This is a genomic window from Vitreoscilla filiformis (assembly GCF_002222655.1).
In the GTDB taxonomy this organism is placed as follows: Bacteria; Pseudomonadota; Gammaproteobacteria; order Burkholderiales; family Burkholderiaceae_C; genus Ideonella; species Ideonella filiformis.
The window spans coordinates 1,211,848-1,231,444 of the sequence record NZ_CP022423.1; the positions used below are offsets into that span (position 1 = coordinate 1,211,848).

Below are 19,597 nucleotides of genomic sequence, written 5' to 3' on the forward strand. Positions count from 1 at the left end.
TGCCATGAGTGACTGGAATCGCCGCGACAGCCTGCGCTGGCTGGGGGGTTTGGCCGCGAGTGGGTGGCCGGGTGTGCAATTGTTGGCCGCCCCGGCGGCGGGATCGCAGCGCCTGCTGGTGGTGATGCTGCGCGGGGCCTATGACGCGACCAACACCCTGATCCCGTACAGCAGCAGTTTTTACTACGAGGCCCGCCCCAACCTGGCGATTGCCAAACCCGGATCGGACGCGCTGTCCGCACTGGAACTGACCGCCGACTGGGGTTTGCATCCCGCCCTGCGCGCCAGTTTGCTGCCGTTGTGGCAGGCCAAATCCTTGGCTTTTGTGCCGTTCAGTGGGTTGGAGGATCCCTCGCGCAGCCACTTCGAGATGCAGGACAAAATCGAGTTTGGCCGTGGCAGCCGCTCCAACGATTACAGCTCGGGCTTCTTGAACCGATTGGCCGCAGAGCTGTCGCCCACCCCCCGCGCTTTGGCGTTCACGAACACCTTGCCGCCGATTTTTCGCGGGTCGGTGCGTGTGCCCAACATGGCGCTGGAGCGGGGTGGCATCCCCCCGGTTTCCTCGCAGGAAGCCCTGCAAACAGAGCAGATCGTCCGCATGTACCAGGACACGCCGCTGGCAGCGCCCGTGCGTGAGGGCTTCGACACCCGCCAGCGTGTTCAGCAAGACCTGGCTGGGGAAATGGAAGCCGCTTCGCGGGGGGCGACCGCCCCTCGCGGCTTGGCCCGGTCGGCCCCGCGCATCGCCAAGCTGCTGCGGGACAGCTACCGCATCGGCTTCATCGACGTGGGGCGCTGGGACACCCATGTCGCCCAGGGGGGCGCCACGGGGATGCTGGCCGATCGCCTGTCCGAGTTGGGAGACGGTTTGGCCATCTTGGCGCGTGAGTTGGGGGATGTGTGGGCCCACACCACGGTGGTGGTGGTGAGTGAGTTTGGCCGTACTTTCCGAGAGAACGGCAACCGGGGCACAGACCACGGGCACGGCAGTGCGCTGTGGGTGCTGGGCGGCAGTGTGCGCGGTGGGCGGGTGCTGGGAGAGCAAGTGGCCAGCCAGCCCCAAACCCTGAATGACAACCGCGACTGGCCCGTGCTCAACGACTACCGTGCGGTGCTGGCCGGTTTGTTTGGCCGTTGGTATGGCTTGTCGCCGGCGGCCCTGGCGCGTGTTTTTCCGGGTGCCCCGCCGCAGGATGTGGGCCTGATCTGACAATGGTGCTCGGAAAACACTGGTCAGCCGTCAAAAGAGCGTGATAGAGTTCCCAGCTTATGTGTAACGCCGCCTATTTTTTTGCTTACTTTTGGTTCTCGCCCCGACCGGCGGCTGGAGAGGCAAACGTGCGCGGCTGAACGCAAGCGAACACCCCCAACAAACCGCCGGCCCAGCCCGGCGGTTTTTTTTCGCCGGTTCAGGCCAGGCACCCAGCCCCAGGAGATGACTCGATGAACGCCAAAGCCACTGTCAGCGCAGGTTCTGCCCCGTGGAATCAGGAGCGCACCAGTGAAACCGATGATCAGCGAATCCAGAAAGTGACTGTCTTGCCTCCGCCCGAACATCTGATCCGCTTCTTCCCGATCGCCGGCACACCGGTCGAAAAGTTGGTGAAGGACACCCGCCATGCCATCCGCCAGATCATGACCGGCAAGGACGATCGTCTGCTGGTGGTGATCGGCCCGTGCTCGATCCACGATCCGGCTGCCGCGATCGATTACGCCCAACGCCTCAAGGCCCTGCGCGATGAATACGCCGACACCCTGGAAGTGGTGATGCGCGTCTACTTCGAAAAACCCCGCACCACCGTGGGCTGGAAGGGCCTCATCAACGATCCATACCTCGACGAGAGCTTCCGCATCGATGAAGGTCTGCGCATCGCCCGCCAGTTGCTGTTGGAAATCAACCGCCTGGGCGTGCCGGCTGGCAGCGAGTTTCTGGATGTGATCAGCCCGCAGTACATCGGGGACTTGATCGCCTGGGGCGCCATCGGGGCGCGCACCACGGAAAGCCAAGTTCACCGCGAGCTGTCTTCGGGCCTGTCGGCGCCGGTGGGCTTCAAGAATGGCACCGATGGCAACCTGAAAATCGCCGTCGATGCGATCCAAGCTGCCAGCAAGCCGCACCATTTCTTGTCGGTTCACAAAAACGGCCAAGTGGCCATCGTGCAGACCAAGGGCAACAAGGATTGCCACGTCATCCTGCGCGGCGGCAAGACCACCAACTACGACGCCACCAGCGTCGCCGCCGCTTGCAAGGAGCTGGAAGCCTCCAAGCTCACCCCGACCTTGATGGTGGATTGCAGCCATGCCAATTCCAGCAAGCAGCACCAGCGCCAGATCGACGTGGCCAAGGACATCGCCGCGCAGATCAAGGGCGGTAGCCGCAGCGTGTTCGGCGTGATGGTGGAAAGCCACCTCGTCGCTGGGGCGCAAAAGTTCACCCCGGGCAAGGACGACGCGAGCAAACTCTGCTACGGCCAGAGCATCACCGATGCGTGCATCGGTTGGGATGACTCGGCTGAAGTGCTGGCACTGTTGGCCCAAGCGGTCAAGAAGCGTCGCGGTTGAGCGGGCGGTCGCGAGGGCTGTGCGGTCAGGCCGTCATTCGGCGGCTTGGCTGGCGAGTCGCTCGCTTTTCCAGTACACATCGTCACCGCCCAACCCATCGAGGTTGGCGCGGTTGAGCACACGGGCCAGCACGAACAACAGGTCGGATAACCGGTTCAGGTACTGGCGTGGCGCCGCGTTCACCGCCTCGCCGGATTGCGCCAGTTCCACCACCGCCCGCTCGGCCCGGCGCGCCACGGCACGGGCCACATGCGCCAAAGCCGCGCTGCGACTGCCGCCCGGCAGGATGAACTCCGCCAAGCGCGGCAGTTGGGCGTTGTAGTGCGCCAGCGCTTCATCCAAGCGCAACAAGGCGTCTTCCTTCAGCAGGCTGTAGCCGGGAATGCACAGCTCGCCGCCCAGGTTGAACAGTTCGTGTTGGATGGTGAGTACCAACTCACGTACATCGTTGGGCAGGGGTTCGGCGAGCAGCACACCCAAGTGGGAGTTCAGCTCATCCACATCGCCCATGGCGGTGATGCGCAGGTGGGTTTTGGGCACGCGCTGGCCGTCGCCGAGACCAGTGGTGCCATCGTCGCCGGTGCGGGTGGCGATTTGTGAGAGTCGATTGGCCATGGGCCGACAGTGTAGACAAGCCGGCCTGGCCCGTTGGCCGTCAGGGGTTCAGGCGTTGCGCGCCACGTCCACACACACCAGCGCTGGCAGAGGCCCCCAGCGCAACGTGATGGCGTAGGGGCGCTGGCGCACCCGGGCCGTGACGCCGGTGGCGCCCATCAGTTTGATTGGCACCGAGATGCCCAAGGTCGGGCCAAAGTTTTTGCGGGCGTTACCTGCCAGGGTGTTGGCAATCTCGCCGACCGCATCCAGCAAGTGGGTGTCGCTGAGGTCGGTTTCGCCTTGCAGTACCAGCACTTCGCGCAACAACTGGGCGGGCATCGACACCATCACCTGCCCGCTGTAACTGCCCGAAAAGCTGACGATGCCGTTGAACTCGTAGCCCTCGACCGCTTCCGTGGCCAAGTAAGCCGAGGTGATTTTCGGGTCTTGGCCGGTGGTCACTTTGAAGTAGTTGCGCACCGAGTCCACGAACAGTTTGAGTTCTTCGTCGTTCAGAGCGTTCATGTTGCGTCCATCAGTTCGAGCAGGGCCATGCGCAGCTCATCGTCGGAAAACGGCTTGTTGACGAAACCGCGTGCGCCTTGGCGCAAGGCAGCGATGGCGGTGGCTTTGTCCGTCAGTGCGCTGACCACCAGGATGTTGGTCTTGGGCATCATTTGCAACAGCTTGGTGATGCATTCCACCCCATCCATTTCGGGCATGGTCAAGTCCATGGTCACCAGTTCAGGGCGGTGGCGTGTGGCCAAGGCCAGCGCCTCGACCCCATTGGCCGCCTGGGCCACCACATGGACTTGGCCGATCATGCCGTTTTGCACCAGCCGGGTGATGCGGGATCGGATCATGTTCGAGTCATCAACAATCATCATGCGCATGGCATGTTTCTCCTCGTGGGTTCGGTGGGCTGTCCGGCTCAGCCCGCGAACAGAATCTGAAATTCGGTGTACTCACCCGGGATGGAGGTCAGCCGCACGTGGGCACCCATGCGCTGAATGTTCGCCATGACCACGTCCAAGCCCACCCCCCGGCCTGCGTGCATCGAGACTTCCGTGGCCGTCGAAAAGCCTGGGCGGAAGATTTGCTGAATCAACTGGCGGTCGTTCAAGGTGGCGAGTTGTTCCTCGGTGTACCACTTGAGCGCCAGCAGCCGCTCGCGCACCTTGGCAGCGGAGATGCCGGCGCCATCGTCGCGTACGCGCAGCACCCAGCCATCGGTTTGGTGCGTCAGGGTCACGTCGATTTTGCCTTCGGCGGGTTTGCCAGCGGCCTTGCGCTGCTCCGGCCCTTCCAGACCGTGGGCCACGGCGTTGCGCGCCAGTTGCACGGTGATTTCGCGCAGCAGGTCTTGCTGTTCGGGTTCCAAGTCGAGCAGGCTGCCCAGGCGCACATGGCTGAAGACGCGCTTGCCTTGGTCTTGCGCCACTTGCTGGATGAGGGATGTCAGGGTGGCATTGATGGTTGTGAGGCTGGCTTCGGCGGTGTCGGCTGTGTTGCTGGCGCTTTGGGTGCGCACCATGCTCTTGAGCGCACCGATTTTGTTGAGCAAGTCTTCCAGCAGCGCTGGCAGGCTCAACAGGGCATCGCCCATTTGCGGGGAGCCCACACCGATTTGGCGGATGCGCTGCAACTCGCTTTCAAACTGGTGGGCCTGCTCGGACAACAGGCTGAGGTTGAGCATCGACGAGTCGCCCTTGATCGCGTGGACGCGGCGAGCCGCCGACTCCAGCGCCTTGATCACCGCCGCTTCGTTGGCCGCTGAGGCGGTGCTGCGCAACAGGTCATTGACTTCCAGCAACCCCGCTTCGGCCCGGCTGACAAACTGGCGCAACGTGGTCGGGTCGGCTGAGACGGCGGCCATGAGCATGGCAAATTCGCTGCGGGCGCGGGCGCGGTCGGTTTCCAGGCGCTGCGAGAGGTGGACGCGCTCGGTCACATCTTGCACTGTCACCAGCAGGTGGCGCACGCTGTCGCCGACCTGGGCGCGGTTGAATTGGAACGACAGGTAATGCTGGGTGTTTTGCCCCAAGCGGTTTTTCAGCGTCAGACCGACTTCGACCAAGGGGTTGATGCTCTGCACCAAAGACTCTTTGACGTGCGGTTGGAACAACAAGTCCACATAACTGCGGGCGGCCTCCAAGTCCGAGGCTGAAACGAGCGGCATCAACACATCAAAGAAAGGGTCGCCCGGGTTGAGCGGCCGACCGAACAGCGACTGCGTGGACTGGGAGATTTGCGTGCCCAGGCGGAAGTCCGGGGTGATCAGGAACAGACCTTCGCGCACGCTGCTGAGGATTTCGCGGTTTTCTTCGTTGGCCGCTTCCACCGCCGCGTCCGACAAGCGCAGCCGGCGCACAAACTTGAACAAAATGAACACGAAGTTCAGCATCGCCAGTACGATGCCGCCGGTCTGCACCATGCGCAGCGTTCCGGCCAGTTCGGACGCCCCGGCTTCCAGGGCGGTGGTCAGGCTGTTCATCAGCCCCAGCAATTTGACGTTGTTCGCCTTGGCGTACGTGACGGCGGTTTGCAGATCTTCCAAGCCGTACTTGTTGCTCAACACCGGTTCCAGGTGCTGTTTGTAGGGCTCCCACAGCTCCGTGGCCTGTTGCAGCACATGGGCAGCTTGGGGTGTGCGTGCGGCATCCAGGAACACGGGTTTGCCGTCCCCACCCGGCACGGTGGCGCCGTGTTTGAAGCCGTTCAGGCTGGCGTCAAACAGCTTGACGGCGCCGCGCAACTCCTCCAAATCAGCCATGGCCGGCTGGCCTTGCTGCACGCTTGACTCAAAGCTCAACAGCGCCTTGGTCATCCGTTGCGAAAGCATCCGTTGCCGTCCGGACAGGTTGATGCCAATGGCATCCTGGCCGATCTGGTAGGAGGTGTAAAAGTTCAGCACCAGCACACCCAGGTCGAACAGCAGGAAGAACGCCACCGCGATCACAATTTCGCGGTACTTCCCCAAGTTCAGCCAGCCAGCGCGGCGGGTATCAGCCCCTTGAGGAGCGGCAGCAGTGGAACGGGACATCAACGGCACCTCGGCGAAAAAACACGGCCACACCCTCGCAGGCGGTGCGCCAAAAAGGTGCGCACATGCAATGTGGCACAGCGTCCAATCCTAGCGGGTGAGGCTGTCCCCACCGTCGTTTTCACGCCCAGGCGGGCTGTGAAAACTCAAAAGTACAGGGCGATGACCGCTACAAACCAGCCGTCGTCGATGACTGGCCAGGCCATGGCGCGGTGCAAGCCGGCTGTTTGGGCGGCGGGCCAGGGGACTTGCGCGAGGTCGTGGGTGATCTGCGGGATGCCGCGTTCCCAAGCTTGCCCGACCAGGGTGTGGCCGGAAGCCACCGGTGGCGCTGCTGTGGTGGGGCCCAGTTCACCGGCGGTTTCGCAAAAGCCGGCGTGCAGTTGCAGGACGTGGCCAGTGTCGTCGCGCATCCACACTTCGATACGCTGGGCGATGGGGGTGCCCAATGCGGACAAAAAAGCCAGCACATGCGTGCTCAAACCGGGGGTGGAGCAGGGCAGGGCCAGCCCTCGGTTGATGCCGACGCGCTGGGCGCTGTCGGTGCGCAAAAAGCTGTTGGCGCGGCCCAAATTCGGCAAGAAAACAGGGGCGCCTTGTTGCCAAGCTTGACCGGGCAAGCCAAACCCCGCCCGGAAACTGGTGCGCCGGGAGATGTATTCGAAAGCTTCGGCGGTGCGGCCATAGTGGCCATCGAGCAGGGTCAGGTCGTGGCTTTGGCGCGGGTCGTTGTGCCAGACCTCAATGGCCCCCGCGTGATCCTCGCCATCGCCGCAAAAAAACACCACAACGGCGGCCAAGTAGTCACCATGGAAAACCGGCAGGGCGATGGCGCAGGTCAACCCGTCCGCCAAGGCCGCTTCGGTGCGTAAAAAATAGCTGCCCTCAAATTGGTGCAGTACCACGGGGGCGGCGGTTTCCCAGGCGCGGCCAGGCACGCCTTGGCCGCGCTGGAAGCACATGTCCGGGCTGACCTCACCGAGTCGGGAGCCTGGGGGGTACAGCCCACCGCCGTACACCAGGCTGCTGCGGTCTGGGCTGGGGAGCCAGTATTCAGTGGCCTGGATGAAGGTTTTCATGCGGCCACCTTCTCCACATGGGCTTGGCGGGTGTAAAGGAAGTCGATCACTTCCTTGCGGCACTGCACGTAATGCCGATCCTCGGCCAGTTCCACGCGGTTGCGTGGTCGGGGCAGATCGACCCGCAAAATCTGGCCGATGGTGGCCGCCGGGCCGTTGGTCATCATGACAATGCGGTCGGACAGCAGCACGGCCTCGTCCACATCGTGCGTCACCATGATCACCGTGCTCTGCGTGCGGGCGACGATTTTGAGCAGCTCGTCTTGCAGCTTGGCGCGGGTCAGGGCGTCCAAGGCGCCGAAGGGTTCGTCCATCAGCAACACCTTGGGCTCCATCGCCAGCGCCCGGGCGATGCCCACGCGCTGCTTCATGCCGCCCGAGATTTCCCCGGGCCGCTTGTGCGTGGCGTGGGCCATGTTGACCAGTTGCAGGGCTTCGTTGGTGCGGTCTTTGAGCTGGGTTTTGCTCTCTTTGTCGCCGAAAACGCGCTCAACCGCGAGGTAAACGTTCTCGTAGCACGTCAGCCAAGGCAGCAGCGAGTGGTTCTGAAACACCACGGCGCGTTCCGGGCCGGGGGCGTTGATTTCGCGGTTGTCGCACAGCAGCACGCCCGAGGTGGTTTTGAGCAGGCCCGCGAACAGGTTCAGCAGCGTGGACTTGCCGCAGCCCGAGTGCCCGATCAGCGAGATGAACTCGCCTTTCTGGATCGTCAGGTTGATGTCCCGCAGGGCGTGGAACGAACCCTTGGGCGTGTGGAAGACGACTTCGGCCTGTTGAACTTCGAGAAAAGCTTTCATGTCCGCAACTCCTTGACCTGTGCGATCAACCTTCGAACGAGAAGCGCTTGGCCACCGCGATGAGCAACTGCTCCAGCGCCAAACCCACGATGCCGATCACGAAGATGGCGATGATGATGTGCTTGACGTTGAGGTTGTTCCACTCGTCCCACACCCAGAAACCGATGCCCACGCCGCCGGTCAGCATTTCCGCTGCCACGATCACCAGCCAAGCCGTGCCCACCGACAGACGCACACCCGTCAGCATGTAAGGCAGCACCGAGGGCAGCAAAATTTTGGTGATCACCTTCCATTCGGACAGGTTGAGCACCTTGGCGACGTTCAGGTAGTCCTGCGGCACACGCTGCACCCCGACGGCGGTGTTCACCACCATGGGCCAGATCGAGCAGATGAAAATCGTCCAGATGGCGGCCGGGTTGGCGCTCTTGAACACCAGCAGGCCGATGGGCAGCCAAGCCAGCGGACTGACCGGCTTGAGCAAGCTGATGAGCGGCGAGAACATGCGGTTGAAGAACTCGAAGCGCCCGATGACAAACCCCAGCGGGATGCCCACGGCAGCAGCCAGACCAAAGCCCAGCGCCACCCGTTGCAGCGAGTTCAGGATGTTCCAGCCGATGCCCTGGTCGTTCGGCCCGTTGCTGTAAAACGGATCAGCAAAGAGCTGGACGGCGGCATCGAAGGTTTGTGCCGGTGTCGGAAAGCCGGTGCCGTCCTTGATCGTCAACAGGGCCCAGATGCCGATCAGCAGCGCCACGCCGAGAACCGGCGGCACCACCTGCAACCACAGACCGCGCCAGTCGAACGGCACTTTGGGCGTGGCCACAGGGGCCGGGGCCGACGGTGCCGCGACAACCCCCGCAGGCGCAGGCGTGGCGGATGGGGCGGCGGAGGTTTCGGTGTCGGAGGTGTGGCTCATCGGGGAGTGAAAAACGGCGCTGACCATGGGAATCTCCTGGAACGAGGGGCTTCGACCTCAGGCCTTGATCTTGAAACTGTCGGCGTATTTCTTGGGGTCTTTGCCGTCCCAAACCACGCCGTCGATCAGCTTGCTGGTGCGCATCACGTCCTTGGGCACGCTGACCTTCATCGCCGAAGCCACTTGTTTGTACAGATCGACTTGGTTGATCTGCTTGGCCACGGCCAGGTAATCCGGGTGGTCTTTGAGCAAGCCCCAGCGCTTGTGCTGGGTCAGGAACCACATGCCGTCGCTCAGGTAGGGGAAGTTGACGGCGCCGTCGTTGAAGAACTTCATGTGGTTCGGGTCGTCCCAGGTTTTGCCCAGGCCGTTTTGGTAGCGGCCCAGGATGCGCTGGTTGATGGCGTCCACACTGGTGTTGATGTAGGCTTTGGCGGCCACGGTTTCGGCCATTTTGGTTTTGTTGGCCAGGTTGGCGTCGATCCACTTGCCGGCTTCGAGCACGGCCATCATCACGGCGCGGGCGGTGTTGGGGTACTTCTTGACGAATTCGCCCGTGCAGCCCAGCACCTTTTCGGGGTGATCTTTCCAGATGTCTTGGGTGGTGTTGGCGGTGATGCCGATGCCGTCCAAGATGGCGCGGTGGTTCCACGGTTCACCCACGCAGAAGCCGTCCATGTTGCCCACGCGCATGTTGGCCACCATTTGCGGCGGCGGCACGGTGATCAGCTTGGCGCCCGACAGCGGGTTGATGCCGAACGAAGCCAGCCAGTAGTGCATCCACATGGCGTGGGTGCCGGTGGGGAAGGTGCCGGCGAAGGTGTATTCACGCGGGTTGGCGGCCATGAATTTGGCCAGGGAGGGGCCATCGACGGCGCCCTTGTCCGCCAGCGCCTTGGAGAGCGTGATGGCTTGGCCGTTGTTGTTGAGGGTCATCAGCACGGCCATGTCTTTCTTCGGCCCGCCGATGCCCAGATGCACGCCGTAGACCAAGCCGTAGAGCACGTGGGCCATGTCCAGCTCGCCGTTGACGAGTTTGTCGCGCACGCCGGCCCAAGAGGCTTCTTTGGTCGGGGTGATTTTGACGCCGTACTTTTTGTCGAAACCGAGCACGCTGGCCATCACGATGCTGGCGCAATCCGTCAGCGGAATGAAGCCGATGCGGACTTCCTCTTTTTCGGGTTTGTCCGAGCCTTGGGCCCAGACGCCACCCATGGGCAGCAAAGAGGCCACGGCGGCAGCGCCGGCGTTGTGCAGCATTTGGCGGCGCGACAGCCCAGCGGTTTCAACGGTGGGTGTGGCTTTGGCGGAGGTGTTCATCTGGCGAGTCCTCAACAGGCAGGGATGGCCGAAAAAGCAGGCAAAGAGTTGGCCAGGTGCGCGTTGTGAGGGGAAGCGGGCAAAAAAAGAGGCGTCTGGCAAACCTGGCAGTAACGCCGGGCTGCACAGACGCCTGTGTCCAAACCGCTCTGATACCTTACAACGAGACCATGCAACCCTTCGCTGGGTTACGAACCAAGATAAGCAGGGACTGTGCCAGGTTCTTCTCCAGGCAAACCCCTGTTCTTCCTGGGGCACGCGCACCATTTGAGGGGGCGCGGGGCGGTGTCAGGGGAAGTTGCACCACGATGACGCATCGGGGCTGCCCAAGCGGTTCCAAGTGATGGATCGTCGGCGCCAATGGGTCTCGATTGCCTGTGTAAAGTCGGCGCGAACCAGTTTGGCGCGTGCTTGGCACCACAGCGCGGACTCTTGGCGGATCACCAAGCCTTCCAGCGGGCCCGGGCGGTAACGGCTCGGCAGGGCGGCGACTTGCTGTGTCAACGCCCGGACGCTGGTGGGGCCCGTAGCCAACGACGGCACGGTGGCCAATCCAGCCGTAGCGCCCAGGGCGTTGCGGCGGGGGGTGCTCCAGAACTGGCCGGTGGTGCGGTCGTACACATCAAACAGCAGCCACCAATCGGGCAAGGTGGCGTAATCCAGAGAATGGCGTGCGGCGCACCATTCGCCGAACAGGATCAGATCGGGGGTCAACGCGGCCCGCAGCGCCTCGCCATGCTGGGCCAGCCAAGCGGGCAGGCGCACAAACTGGCCGGTGTGCGGTTCTGTGAGGTATTGGCCCCGGTTTTGGGCGCGCAGATCACCCTCTGGCCCGAGTGAGAAGCCCAGGTTGGCGCCGTCCAGCTTTTCTTCGATCACCACGTCGCCGGCCAGCAGCGCTTGGGCTTCGGCGGGGGAGAGCACTTTGTCATCGCGCGGTGTGCCCGTTCCCAGCCAGGTGAGGTGGGGGGTGTGGGGGAAGCGGAAAAACTCAACCGTCACGATGGATTGACTCTAGCCTCATACCATTCATTGGGTAGCAGTGGGTGAAGGCGAATGCCAACGCGTTCCAGTTGATCTTTGGCGATATACCAATCCGTTTCAGCACCGTAGACGATGGGGGGTGACTCGTCATGCAAAATCAGCGTAGACAGTGCACATGCAACCCATTTTCGATCTTCCCTGTCGCTAACTAACTTCTCATGCTCTGGGGCTAAGATGGCGATGTGCTCACCATTGGCCTCTAAATCGTCAATAGGAACTTCATCCACGAGATTACGATCAAATTTGTTTTGAAGCACTTGGATGCCGTACTCTTGTGCATGCCATTCTTCGAATGGCATATTACGCTCGTATTCTTTACGGACTAGTCCAAGATCGTCTATCACGATCCTGTCGTTAGATTGTTCAAAAGATACCAGCCATTCATAGACAATTTGTCGCAGTTCAATCTCTCGTGGCATCGCCCTGGTGGCTACATTAGATAGCTCTAAGACCGCGCTCGCAGCCAACATGACGTTGGTATCAATTAGAAATCTTGCCATCGGTAGCCCTCAATTCTTTAGCACGTTTGATCTCCAGCGCTGTTTGTTCCCGAGTTTCTCCTAGTGCATCACCAAAGAAACTGGCGGGCCAGTTTCTGACACGGCCCAAGTCGTCGAGTTCGAGTTGACGCAGCTTTGCTGCCTGACCATCACGCTCAATGAAATACATAGCAACCGTGCTTGGTGTTGCTTCCTGCCTAGCGACCAAGGTTTGCATCCGGCGAAACAGGTGCTCTGAGTGTGTTTCGACGATGAACTGCACTTTGCGCTCTCGGCTGATGGTACCGAACAGTTCGGCCAAAATGGACTGGGCCAGCGGGTGCAGGTGGATTTCTGGCTCTTCTAAAATGACGGTGCTGCCGGGCGGCGCAAAGTGTGCAATGACCAAGACGGGCAAGACCTGGGAAATGCCGATCCCAACGTCTCGGATATTACTAGCAACTCCGTCACGATACACGACGAGTTCATACCGGTTGGAGCGGCCTTGCTGACGAACGTCCAACTTATCAGCCACTTTCATCCGATTCAGCCAGTGCGAAACTCCATCCAGAATGTATCTGTATTCAGGGCCTTTGATCAGCGCACTGGCTAGTAGAGCATCAACGGCGCCACGGCCATCAATACCCACATCACCGGGTGTTGTTTTGTTCCATGAATAGTCTCGCTCCGGTCTGCGCCGCAGCGGCCCGAGATAAATAATCGATTCGAATTCACGGCGAATGGCTAAACTCAGGTCTTCCACCGTGCGACCATCTTGATTGAGACCGGCAATGGCGTCGGCTGAAAATGCAATCGATCGTTCCGGGGCGTAAGTTCGACCGCTGAGTCCGGGTTGTGTCTCGCCGTCCACCAAGATGGAAAATGCACCCTTATTGCGGCGAACAGCCCCGAAGCGCCGGCCAGCAGTTTGCAAATCCAGATCCTGAATGACGACGTTGCCCTTTGAAGCTTGCCCGTAGATGCAGTTGAGCTGACCTGAGTTAACGCGACGTTCTGGGTCTTTTGGGCGCTGGAAGGCAAACCCAATCGAAAACTGACGTGGAGCTTCGGCTGCTTGATGTAATACGTCCTCAAAATCACCGAAGTTGAACAGATCGTTGACTTCGTCACCGCCAAGATTCAAATGCACCATGCGATCAGGTGATTGCACGGTTTGCTTGAGCAGCAGCAAGCTTTGGATCAGGGTGGATTTTCCTGATGAGTTTGTGCCCAGCAGCATGGTCACGGGTTTGAGCGCAATGTCGCCCGTATCTTTCCAAGCTTTGAAGTTGGTGAGCCTAAGTTGTGTGAACATCTACAATAACCCCTGAAGTCTGGTGATGCTACACCAACTTTCTCCAGTTTTGGCCGTCGCGACAGTTGCCCACATTCGTCCTTTGCGCCGTTCGGCACAGCCACAATCGGCGAACGGGCTCGGTGAGGGGGGCATGCCAGTGCATCGATTGGGTGTGTCGGTGGTTAAACGCTGAGCTACGCGTGTGGCCAGAGCGGTGGAGTTGGTGGTACAGCAGGCGGGGTAGTTCTTGTAAACACGGAATTTCGTGTAATCACCCCCGAAAAAGGAGATGATTTGCCTAGAATTCCGTGTAAATAACCCGTGCAGTAGGCTTTAGCGGCACACCGGCTGGCCTGTCGGGTTTGAAAGCCCCACATGGACAAGCGTTACAAAACCCTCACCCTGCCCGAACAAGTGGTGCTGCGCCGTCAAGCCATCGAAGACGTGCTGGCCCATCCCGAGTGGACGCTGCCCGAAGCCGTTCGCCACCTGAAAAAAACCATGCGCCTGACCACCGCCGAGCTGGCCAAGCTGGCCGGCATCGGCGCCCGCACCCTGCAAGACATCGAGCAAGAGCGCAGCGACGGCAGCGTGCAGACGATGAACCGCATCCTGGGCGTGGTGGGGCTGCGGTTGGGGGTGGGGCGGGTCAAACCTCCGGCGTGTACTTCTCCCGCAACACCTTCTTGTTGAGCTTGCCCACGCTGGTCTTGTCGATGTTCTCGACGAAGCGCCAGTGCGCCGGCACGGCATAACGCGAGATGTGGCCTTCCTTGGCCGAGGCGTCGATGATCGCTGTCAAGCCTGGCACATCCTCGCTGGCGCCGGGTTTCAGCACGATCAGCGCCATCGGGCGCTCGCCCCATTTCGCGTCGGGCACGCCGATCACCGCCACTTCGCTCACGCTCGGATGGCGCGACAGCAGCCCTTCCACCTCCAGCGACGACACCCACTCGCCCCCCGTCTTGATCACATCCTTGATGCGATCCGTGACGCGCAGGTAACCGTGGCGGTCGATCACGCCGATGTCGTTGGTGTGCAAGTAACCGCCCGACCACAGCACTTCCGACGCCTGCGGGTTTTGGTAATAGCCCTGCGTCAGCCACGGCGCACGCACCACGACTTCACCGGGGCTGCGGCCATCGTGCGGCACATCCTCCATTTGGCCATCGACGATGCGCAAATCGACCAGCGGAATCGGCAAACCCGTGCGGGTGCGGATGTCCAGCTCTTCCAGGTCGTTGCCCATCAAATCCGGCTTGATTTGCGAGAGCGTGAGGATCGGGCAAGTCTCCGACATGCCGTAGCCGGTGAACAAGTCCATGCCACGATCCAGCCCGGCCTGGGCCAGCCCCTTGGTCAGCGCCGAACCGCCGATGATGACCTTCCAGCCCTTCAAATCGGTCTCAGCCGCCGCCGGGCTGGTGAGCAGCATGTGCAAGATGGTGGGCACGCAATGCGAGAAGGTCACGCCTTCTTTTTGCTTGAGCGCCAGCAGCATGTCCGGCACATAACGGCCCGGATACACCTGCTTCAACCCCAGCACCGTGGTCACAAACGGCATGCCCCAGGCGTGAACGTGGAACATCGGCGTGATCGGCATGTACACGTCATTGCGGCTGACGCGCCCCTGCTCCGGCGCACTGGCCAGCGCACCCAGCACCGCCAAAGTGTGCAACACCAGTTGCCGATGGCTGAAGAACACCCCCTTGGGCAGCCCCGTGGTGCCGGTGGTGTAGAACGTCGTGGCGCGGGCGTTTTCGTCGAAATCGGGGAACTCGTAGTCCGGCAGGTGAGCGGCCCGGGTGAGCAGGGCCTCGTATTCACCGGCGAAACCGTCGGGCAGCTCGGTCGGTTCGTCGGCCAGCAACAGCGCGGTGCGCACGCCCGGCAGTTGCGAGCGAATCTGCTGCCACAAAGGCAAAAACTCCGCGTTCACCAGCACGACGCTGGCGCCGCTGTGCGTCAGCGTGTAGACGATCTGGTCGGGCGAGAGCCGCACATTGGCCGTCATCAGCACCGCGCCCATCATCGGAATGGCGAAGTAGCTTTCCAGGTAACGGTGGCTGTCCCAATCCATCACCGCCACCGTGTCACCGGGCTGCACGCCGTGGGCGCGCAGCACATGCGCCAAACGTCCGACGCGCTGGCGCACCTCGCGGTAGGTCAGCCGCAGTTGGTCGCGGTAGACGATTTCTTGATCGGGCGCCGTCGCCAGCGGGGTGTGCCACAACTGCTTGATGAGCAGCGGGTAACCGTAGGCCGAGGGCGTGGGGGTGATGGGATCGATGGGCATGGTCGGGGTCTCCGTTTGTTATCAAGGGGCGAAAAAAACCCCCATCAACGGGGCTGATGGGGGTTTGAAAGTCTCGTCGGGTCGAGACGTGGAGGGTTCTAAAACGGCCTCAGAGCTTGCTGACCAGCTCCGGCACCGCTGCGAACAGATCGGCTTCCAGGCCGTAGTCGGCGACGCTGAAAATCGGTGCTTCCGGATCCTTGTTGATCGCCACGATCACCTTCGAATCCTTCATGCCGGCCAAATGCTGGATCGCGCCCGAGATGCCGCAAGCGACATACAAACTCGGTGCGACGATCTTGCCGGTTTGCCCGACTTGCCAATCGTTCGGCGCATAACCCGCATCGACGGCGGCACGGCTGGCGCCCAGCGCGGCGCCCAGCTTGTCGGCCAGCGGCGTCAGCACTTCGTTGAACTTGTCGCTCGAACCCATGGCGCGGCCACCGGAGACGATCACCTTGGCGGCGGTCAACTCCGGGCGGTCGCTCTTGGTGACTTCGCGGCCCACGAAGGCGCTTTGCGCGCTGGCGCCCACAGCGGCGATGCTTTCCACTGCGGCGGCGCCACCTTGGCCGGCAGCATCAAACCCGGTGGTGCGCACGGTGATGACCTTTACCGCATCGGTGCTTTGCACCGTGGCGATGGCGTTGCCAGCGTAGATCGGGCGCTCGAACGTGTCGGCGCTCACCACTTTGGTGATGTCGCTCAGTTGCGCCACGTCCAGCTTGGCAGCCACACGCGGGGCGGTGTTCTTGCCGCTGGCGGTGGCCGGGAACAGGATATGGCTGTAACCGCCAGCGATGGCCAGCACTTGCGCGGCCAGGTTTTCCGCCAGGCCTTCGGCCAGGCTCGCACCGTCAGCGTGCAGCACCTTGGCCACCCCGGCGACTTGCGCCGCCGCAGCCGCCACCGCAGCAGCACCCGAGCCGGCCACCAGCACATGCACCTCACCCAGTTGGGCGGCGGCGGTCACGGTGTTGAGGGTTGCGCCCTTGAGGTGCGCGTTGTCGTGTTCAGCAATGACGAGGACGGCCATCTCAGATCACCTTGGCTTCGTTCTTGAGTTTTTCCACCAGCGCGGCCACGTCGGCCACCTTCACGCCCGCACCGCGCACCGGCGGTTCAGCGACCTTCAAGGTCTTCAGGCGCGGCGCCACGTCCACGCCCAGATCGGCGGGCTTGACGGTGGCCAGCGGCTTTTTCTTGGCCTTCATGATGTTGGGCAGCGTCACATAACGCGGCTCGTTCAGGCGCAAGTCCGTGGTGATGATGGCCGGCAGGCTCACGCGCACGGTTTCCAGGCCGCCGTCCACCTCGCGGGTGACGGTGGCGGCGTCGGCGCTCAGTTCCACCTTCGAAGCGAACGTGGCTTGCGGACGATCCAGCAGCGCCGCCAGCATTTGGCCGGTTTGGTTGCTGTCATCGTCAATGGCTTGTTTGCCCAGGATCACCAAGCTCGGGCCTTCTTTTTCCACCAACGCCTTGAGGATTTTGGCGACGGCCAGCGGTTGTACCTCGTCGGCGCCGCAGTCCACCAAAATGCCGCGATCGGCGCCGATGGCCATGGCGGTGCGCAGGGTTTCTTGGCACTGCGTCGGCCCGCAGGACACGGCGATGACTTCCGTCACCCCGCCCTTTTCCTTCAGACGCACCGCTTCTTCAACGGCAATCTCGTCGAAGGGGTTCATGCTCATCTTGACGTTGGCGATGTCCACGCCCGAGCCGTCGGACTTCACACGCACCTTGACGTTGTAGTCCACCACGCGTTTGACCGCGACCAATGCTTTCATGTCTCAAACTCCTTTGTTGTCTGCCGCTGCTTGGGCAGCCCGGCGTGCGCTGGAGGTCGTCATCACCAGCGCTTCGCCATCGATCACGACCACGTTGCGCACCCGGCACACCGTTTCCAGCGTCACCCGCGCCTTGACCAGATCGACCGATTTGACCGTCACGGTGGCGTGAACGGTGTCACCCGGGCGAACGGGGGCTTTGAAACGCAGTTGCTGCCCGAGGTACACCGTGCCCGGCCCGGGCAGGCGATTGGCCACAGCCGCCGAGATCACGCTGGCGGTCAGGAAACCGTGGGCGATGCGCCCGCCAAACTGAGTCGTAGCGGCGAATTCTTCGTTGGTGTGTACAGCGTTGTTGTCGCCGGAGACACCGGCGAACAACACGATGTCCGCCTCGGTGATGGTCTTCGAAAAACTGGCGCTCATGCCTTCGCGCAGGTCTTCGACGTCGTAGCCGTTGAGGTGGTTCATGGGGCTTCCCTGAAGTGTGCGGCGGGCGGAATCAGAACTGGCTGTCCGACAGGCCCAGCGTGGTGGCAGCGCCTTCGGTGACAACGGCTTGCAGGCCGCTGCACTCGCTCATCACATGCGCCATGTAGTGGCGGGCGGTGACGACCTTGGCTTGCAGGAAATCGTAGTCGGCGCTGCCGGCGGCGATTTGCGCCGCCGCACATTCGGCCAACCGGGCCAGCAACCAGCCGCTCACCACGTTGCCGGTCAGCTTGAGGAAGGGCACCGCCGCTGCGTTCACCGCTGCCGGGTTGCCGGCGTAGGTGGCCAGCAGGTATTGGGTGGCGGTGTTGAGCGCGTCCACGCTTTGCAGCAGGCTGCGGCCCAGGCCGTCGGTGCCGCAGGATTGGCCTTCTTCCACCATGCGCTGGGCGTCGGCGCGCACATCGGCCAGCAGGGCGGCCATGGTGCTGCCACCTTCGCGGCACAGCTTGCGGCCCACCAAGTCATTGGCTTGGATGCCGGTCGTGCCCTCGTAGATGGTGGTGATGTGGGCGTCGCGCATGTATTGCGCCGCGCCGGTTTCTTCAATGAAACCCATGCCGCCGTGGATTTGCACGCCGGTGTACGTCACAGTTTGCGCCACTTCCGTGCACCAGCCCTTCACCACCGGGGTGAGCAGCTCGGCACGGCTTTGGCTTTGGGCGCGCACGCCCGCGTCTTCGTGACCGGCGGCGCGATCCAGCAAGCCCGCAGCGTAGTAGGCCAGGGCGCGCATGGCTTCGGTGCGGGCCTTCATGTCCATCAACATGCGGCGCACATCCGGGTGGCCAATGATGGTGCGCGAACCGGCCACCAGGGTGCGGCCTTGCACGCGTTCCAGCGCGTATTCACGGGCGTGCTGGTAAGCCCGCTCGGACACGCCCAAGCCTTCCAAGCCCACGTTCACGCGGGCGTGGTTCATCATGGTGAACATGTACGACAGACCCTTGTGCGCCTCGCCCACCAGGTAGCCGATGGCGCCAGGGCCGTCGCCGAAGCTCATCACCGAGGTCGGGCTGCCGTGGATGCCCATCTTGTGTTCGATGGAGGTGCAGGCCAGGTCGTTGCGCTCGCCCAGCGAGCCGTCGTCGTTCACCAGGAACTTCGGGCAAACGAACAGCGAGATGCCCTTCACGCCTTCGGGCGCGTCCGGCAGGCGGGCCAGCACCAGGTGGATGATGTTTTCCGCCAGATCGTGCTCACCCCAGGTGATGAAGATCTTGGTGCCGCTGACTCGGTAGTGATCACCTTCCGGCACGGCCTTGGTGCGCACGGCGGCCAGGTCGGAGCCGGCTTGCGGCTCGGTCAGGTTCATGGTGCCCGTCCACTTGCCGGACACCATGTTGGGCAGGTATTTGGCCTTGAGTTCTTCGCTGCCGTGGTGGGCGATGGCTTCGACCGCACCTTGCGTCAGCATTTGGCACAGGCTGAAGCCCAGGCCGGCCGACTTCCACATTTCCGCCACGGCGGTGGACACCAGCGTCGGCAAGCCTTGGCCACCGAACTCGGTGCGGGCGGGCATGGCGTGCCAGCCGGTTTCGCAGAACGAGTCGTAGGCTTCTTTGAAGCCCGGCGCGGCGGTGACGACGTTGCCGGTGCTCCAGCGGGCACCGATTTTGTCGCCCGTGCGGTTGATCGGGTCGAGCACGCCGGAGGCGAACTTGCCGGCTTCTTCGAGGATGGCTTCCACCAGATCGGCGCTGACCTCTTCACGGCCAGGCTGGGCGGCAATCGCATCCAGCCCACCGACTTCCTTCATCGCAAACAGCATGTCGCGCAGCGGGGCGGCGTAGGTACTCATCTGAATTTCTCCGAAAAGGGGGCCCGTCAGCCTCATGGCCACGGGCGAAATCTGCAATCGGGGCGGACGCTGAGCGTTCCG

Annotated in this window: 19 protein-coding genes; 3 read left to right on the forward strand and 16 right to left on the reverse strand. The window is 62.4% G+C overall.

Translation table 11 applies throughout. The features are described 5' to 3' along the window. Positions 1-4: 4 nt before the first annotated feature. Together VITFI_RS05670 and VITFI_RS05675 are read left to right on the forward strand one after the other, a co-directional pair. Positions 5-1,213 (forward strand): DUF1501 domain-containing protein, encoded by a 1,209-nt coding sequence (locus VITFI_RS05670; protein WP_089416140.1) that lies wholly within the window; start codon positions 5-7, stop codon positions 1,211-1,213. A gap of 233 nt (positions 1,214-1,446) precedes the next feature. Then, positions 1,447-2,565 (forward strand): 3-deoxy-7-phosphoheptulonate synthase, encoded by a 1,119-nt coding sequence (locus VITFI_RS05675; RefSeq protein ID WP_089416141.1) that lies wholly within the window; start codon positions 1,447-1,449, stop codon positions 2,563-2,565. Between the two features lie 33 nt (positions 2,566-2,598). On the opposite strand, the gene VITFI_RS05680 is transcribed toward VITFI_RS05675, so the two are convergent. From VITFI_RS05680 to VITFI_RS05730, 11 genes are all read right to left on the reverse strand, one after another. Further along, positions 2,599-3,180 carry a cob(I)yrinic acid a,c-diamide adenosyltransferase gene (locus tag VITFI_RS05680; protein ID WP_089416142.1) on the reverse strand — a complete coding sequence of 194 codons (582 nt, stop codon included), beginning with the start codon at positions 3,178-3,180 and terminating at the stop codon, positions 2,599-2,601. A 48-nt stretch (positions 3,181-3,228) separates the two neighbouring features. Continuing rightward, positions 3,229-3,687: a chemotaxis protein CheX gene (locus VITFI_RS05685; protein ID WP_089416143.1), complete on the reverse strand. Its 459-nt coding sequence runs from the start codon at positions 3,685-3,687 to the stop codon at positions 3,229-3,231. Next, complete coding sequence (locus VITFI_RS05690; RefSeq protein ID WP_198301716.1) at positions 3,684-4,046, reverse strand: response regulator transcription factor; 363 nt, start codon at positions 4,044-4,046, stop codon at positions 3,684-3,686. The genes VITFI_RS05685 and VITFI_RS05690 overlap by 4 nt, the downstream gene beginning before the upstream one ends. 47 nt (positions 4,047-4,093) lie before the next feature. Continuing rightward, positions 4,094-6,205, reverse strand: coding sequence for an ATP-binding protein (locus VITFI_RS05695; RefSeq protein ID WP_089417985.1), 2,112 nt, complete (start codon positions 6,203-6,205; stop codon positions 4,094-4,096). A gap of 146 nt (positions 6,206-6,351) precedes the next feature. Beyond that, positions 6,352-7,284 carry a GAF domain-containing protein gene (locus VITFI_RS05700; protein WP_089416145.1) on the reverse strand — a complete coding sequence of 311 codons (933 nt, stop codon included), beginning with the start codon at positions 7,282-7,284 and terminating at the stop codon, positions 6,352-6,354. Next, on the reverse strand, positions 7,281-8,081 hold the full coding sequence (locus tag VITFI_RS05705) for an ABC transporter ATP-binding protein (RefSeq protein WP_089416146.1): 801 nt from the start codon (positions 8,079-8,081) through the stop codon (positions 7,281-7,283). The genes VITFI_RS05700 and VITFI_RS05705 overlap by 4 nt, the downstream gene beginning before the upstream one ends. 25 nt (positions 8,082-8,106) lie before the next feature. Beyond that, a complete protein-coding gene (ntrB, locus tag VITFI_RS05710; RefSeq protein ID WP_089416147.1) occupies positions 8,107-9,024 on the reverse strand; it encodes a nitrate ABC transporter permease in 918 nt (305 codons plus the stop codon). Between the two features lie 30 nt (positions 9,025-9,054). After that, entirely contained in the window at positions 9,055-10,317 is a 1,263-nt protein-coding gene (locus VITFI_RS05715; protein WP_198301640.1) for a CmpA/NrtA family ABC transporter substrate-binding protein, read from the reverse strand. A gap of 288 nt (positions 10,318-10,605) precedes the next feature. Continuing rightward, the gene (locus VITFI_RS05720; protein ID WP_089416148.1) at positions 10,606-11,319 is read right to left on the reverse strand and encodes an RNA ligase family protein; all 714 of its coding nucleotides are present in this window, start codon (positions 11,317-11,319) and stop codon (positions 10,606-10,608) included. Continuing rightward, entirely contained in the window at positions 11,316-11,831 is a 516-nt protein-coding gene (locus tag VITFI_RS05725) for a hypothetical protein (RefSeq protein WP_089416149.1), read from the reverse strand. The genes VITFI_RS05720 and VITFI_RS05725 overlap by 4 nt, the downstream gene beginning before the upstream one ends. 10 nt (positions 11,832-11,841) lie before the next feature. Continuing rightward, positions 11,842-13,155, reverse strand: coding sequence for a DUF3696 domain-containing protein (locus VITFI_RS05730; RefSeq protein WP_089416150.1), 1,314 nt, complete (start codon positions 13,153-13,155; stop codon positions 11,842-11,844). Between the two features lie 357 nt (positions 13,156-13,512). Here VITFI_RS05730 and VITFI_RS05735 point away from each other — a divergent pair, with 357 nt between their 5' ends. Continuing rightward, the gene (locus tag VITFI_RS05735) at positions 13,513-13,830 is read left to right on the forward strand and encodes a helix-turn-helix domain-containing protein (protein WP_089416151.1); all 318 of its coding nucleotides are present in this window, start codon (positions 13,513-13,515) and stop codon (positions 13,828-13,830) included. On the opposite strand, the gene VITFI_RS05740 is transcribed toward VITFI_RS05735, so the two are convergent. The 5 genes from VITFI_RS05740 to VITFI_RS05760 all read right to left on the reverse strand — a co-directional run bounded on the left by VITFI_RS05740 (position 13,787) and on the right by VITFI_RS05760 (position 19,516). After that, positions 13,787-15,433 carry a fatty acid--CoA ligase gene (locus VITFI_RS05740; protein ID WP_089416152.1) on the reverse strand — a complete coding sequence of 549 codons (1,647 nt, stop codon included), beginning with the start codon at positions 15,431-15,433 and terminating at the stop codon, positions 13,787-13,789. The genes VITFI_RS05735 and VITFI_RS05740 overlap by 44 nt on opposite strands. A gap of 109 nt (positions 15,434-15,542) precedes the next feature. Continuing rightward, a complete protein-coding gene (locus tag VITFI_RS05745; RefSeq protein ID WP_089416153.1) occupies positions 15,543-16,469 on the reverse strand; it encodes an electron transfer flavoprotein subunit alpha/FixB family protein in 927 nt (308 codons plus the stop codon). 1 nt (position 16,470) lies between these two features. Continuing rightward, positions 16,471-17,223, reverse strand: a complete 753-nt coding sequence (locus tag VITFI_RS05750; protein WP_089416154.1) for an electron transfer flavoprotein subunit beta/FixA family protein — start codon at positions 17,221-17,223, stop codon at positions 16,471-16,473. A 3-nt stretch (positions 17,224-17,226) separates the two neighbouring features. Next, positions 17,227-17,694, reverse strand: a complete 468-nt coding sequence (locus VITFI_RS05755; protein ID WP_089416155.1) for a MaoC family dehydratase — start codon at positions 17,692-17,694, stop codon at positions 17,227-17,229. Between the two features lie 31 nt (positions 17,695-17,725). Beyond that, entirely contained in the window at positions 17,726-19,516 is a 1,791-nt protein-coding gene (locus tag VITFI_RS05760) for an acyl-CoA dehydrogenase (protein ID WP_089416156.1), read from the reverse strand. Positions 19,517-19,597 lie beyond the last annotated feature (81 nt).

Excerpts from the sequence above, each read along its gene's own strand:
- VITFI_RS05670 (WP_089416140.1), top strand. The coding sequence starts at position 5 with ATGAGTGACTGGAATCGCCGCGACAGCCTGCGCTGGCTGGGGGGTTTG.
- VITFI_RS05675 (WP_089416141.1), top strand. The coding sequence starts at position 1,447 with ATGAACGCCAAAGCCACTGTCAGCGCAGGTTCTGCCCCGTGGAATCAG.
- VITFI_RS05680 (WP_089416142.1), bottom strand. The coding sequence starts at position 3,180 with ATGGCCAATCGACTCTCACAAATCGCCACCCGCACCGGCGACGATGGC.
- VITFI_RS05685 (WP_089416143.1), bottom strand. The coding sequence starts at position 3,687 with ATGAACGCTCTGAACGACGAAGAACTCAAACTGTTCGTGGACTCGGTG.
- VITFI_RS05690 (WP_198301716.1), bottom strand. The coding sequence starts at position 4,046 with ATGATTGTTGATGACTCGAACATGATCCGATCCCGCATCACCCGGCTG.
- VITFI_RS05695 (WP_089417985.1), bottom strand. The coding sequence starts at position 6,205 with ATGTCCCGTTCCACTGCTGCCGCTCCTCAAGGGGCTGATACCCGCCGC.
- VITFI_RS05700 (WP_089416145.1), bottom strand. The coding sequence starts at position 7,284 with ATGAAAACCTTCATCCAGGCCACTGAATACTGGCTCCCCAGCCCAGAC.
- VITFI_RS05705 (WP_089416146.1), bottom strand. The coding sequence starts at position 8,081 with ATGAAAGCTTTTCTCGAAGTTCAACAGGCCGAAGTCGTCTTCCACACG.
- ntrB (WP_089416147.1), bottom strand. The coding sequence starts at position 9,024 with ATGGTCAGCGCCGTTTTTCACTCCCCGATGAGCCACACCTCCGACACC.
- VITFI_RS05715 (WP_198301640.1), bottom strand. The coding sequence starts at position 10,317 with ATGAACACCTCCGCCAAAGCCACACCCACCGTTGAAACCGCTGGGCTG.
- VITFI_RS05725 (WP_089416149.1), bottom strand. The coding sequence starts at position 11,831 with ATGTTGGCTGCGAGCGCGGTCTTAGAGCTATCTAATGTAGCCACCAGG.
- VITFI_RS05730 (WP_089416150.1), bottom strand. The coding sequence starts at position 13,155 with ATGTTCACACAACTTAGGCTCACCAACTTCAAAGCTTGGAAAGATACG.
- VITFI_RS05735 (WP_089416151.1), top strand. The coding sequence starts at position 13,513 with ATGGACAAGCGTTACAAAACCCTCACCCTGCCCGAACAAGTGGTGCTG.
- VITFI_RS05740 (WP_089416152.1), bottom strand. The coding sequence starts at position 15,433 with ATGCCCATCGATCCCATCACCCCCACGCCCTCGGCCTACGGTTACCCG.
- VITFI_RS05745 (WP_089416153.1), bottom strand. The coding sequence starts at position 16,469 with ATGGCCGTCCTCGTCATTGCTGAACACGACAACGCGCACCTCAAGGGC.
- VITFI_RS05750 (WP_089416154.1), bottom strand. The coding sequence starts at position 17,223 with ATGAAAGCATTGGTCGCGGTCAAACGCGTGGTGGACTACAACGTCAAG.
- VITFI_RS05755 (WP_089416155.1), bottom strand. The coding sequence starts at position 17,694 with ATGAACCACCTCAACGGCTACGACGTCGAAGACCTGCGCGAAGGCATG.
- VITFI_RS05760 (WP_089416156.1), bottom strand. The coding sequence starts at position 19,516 with ATGAGTACCTACGCCGCCCCGCTGCGCGACATGCTGTTTGCGATGAAG.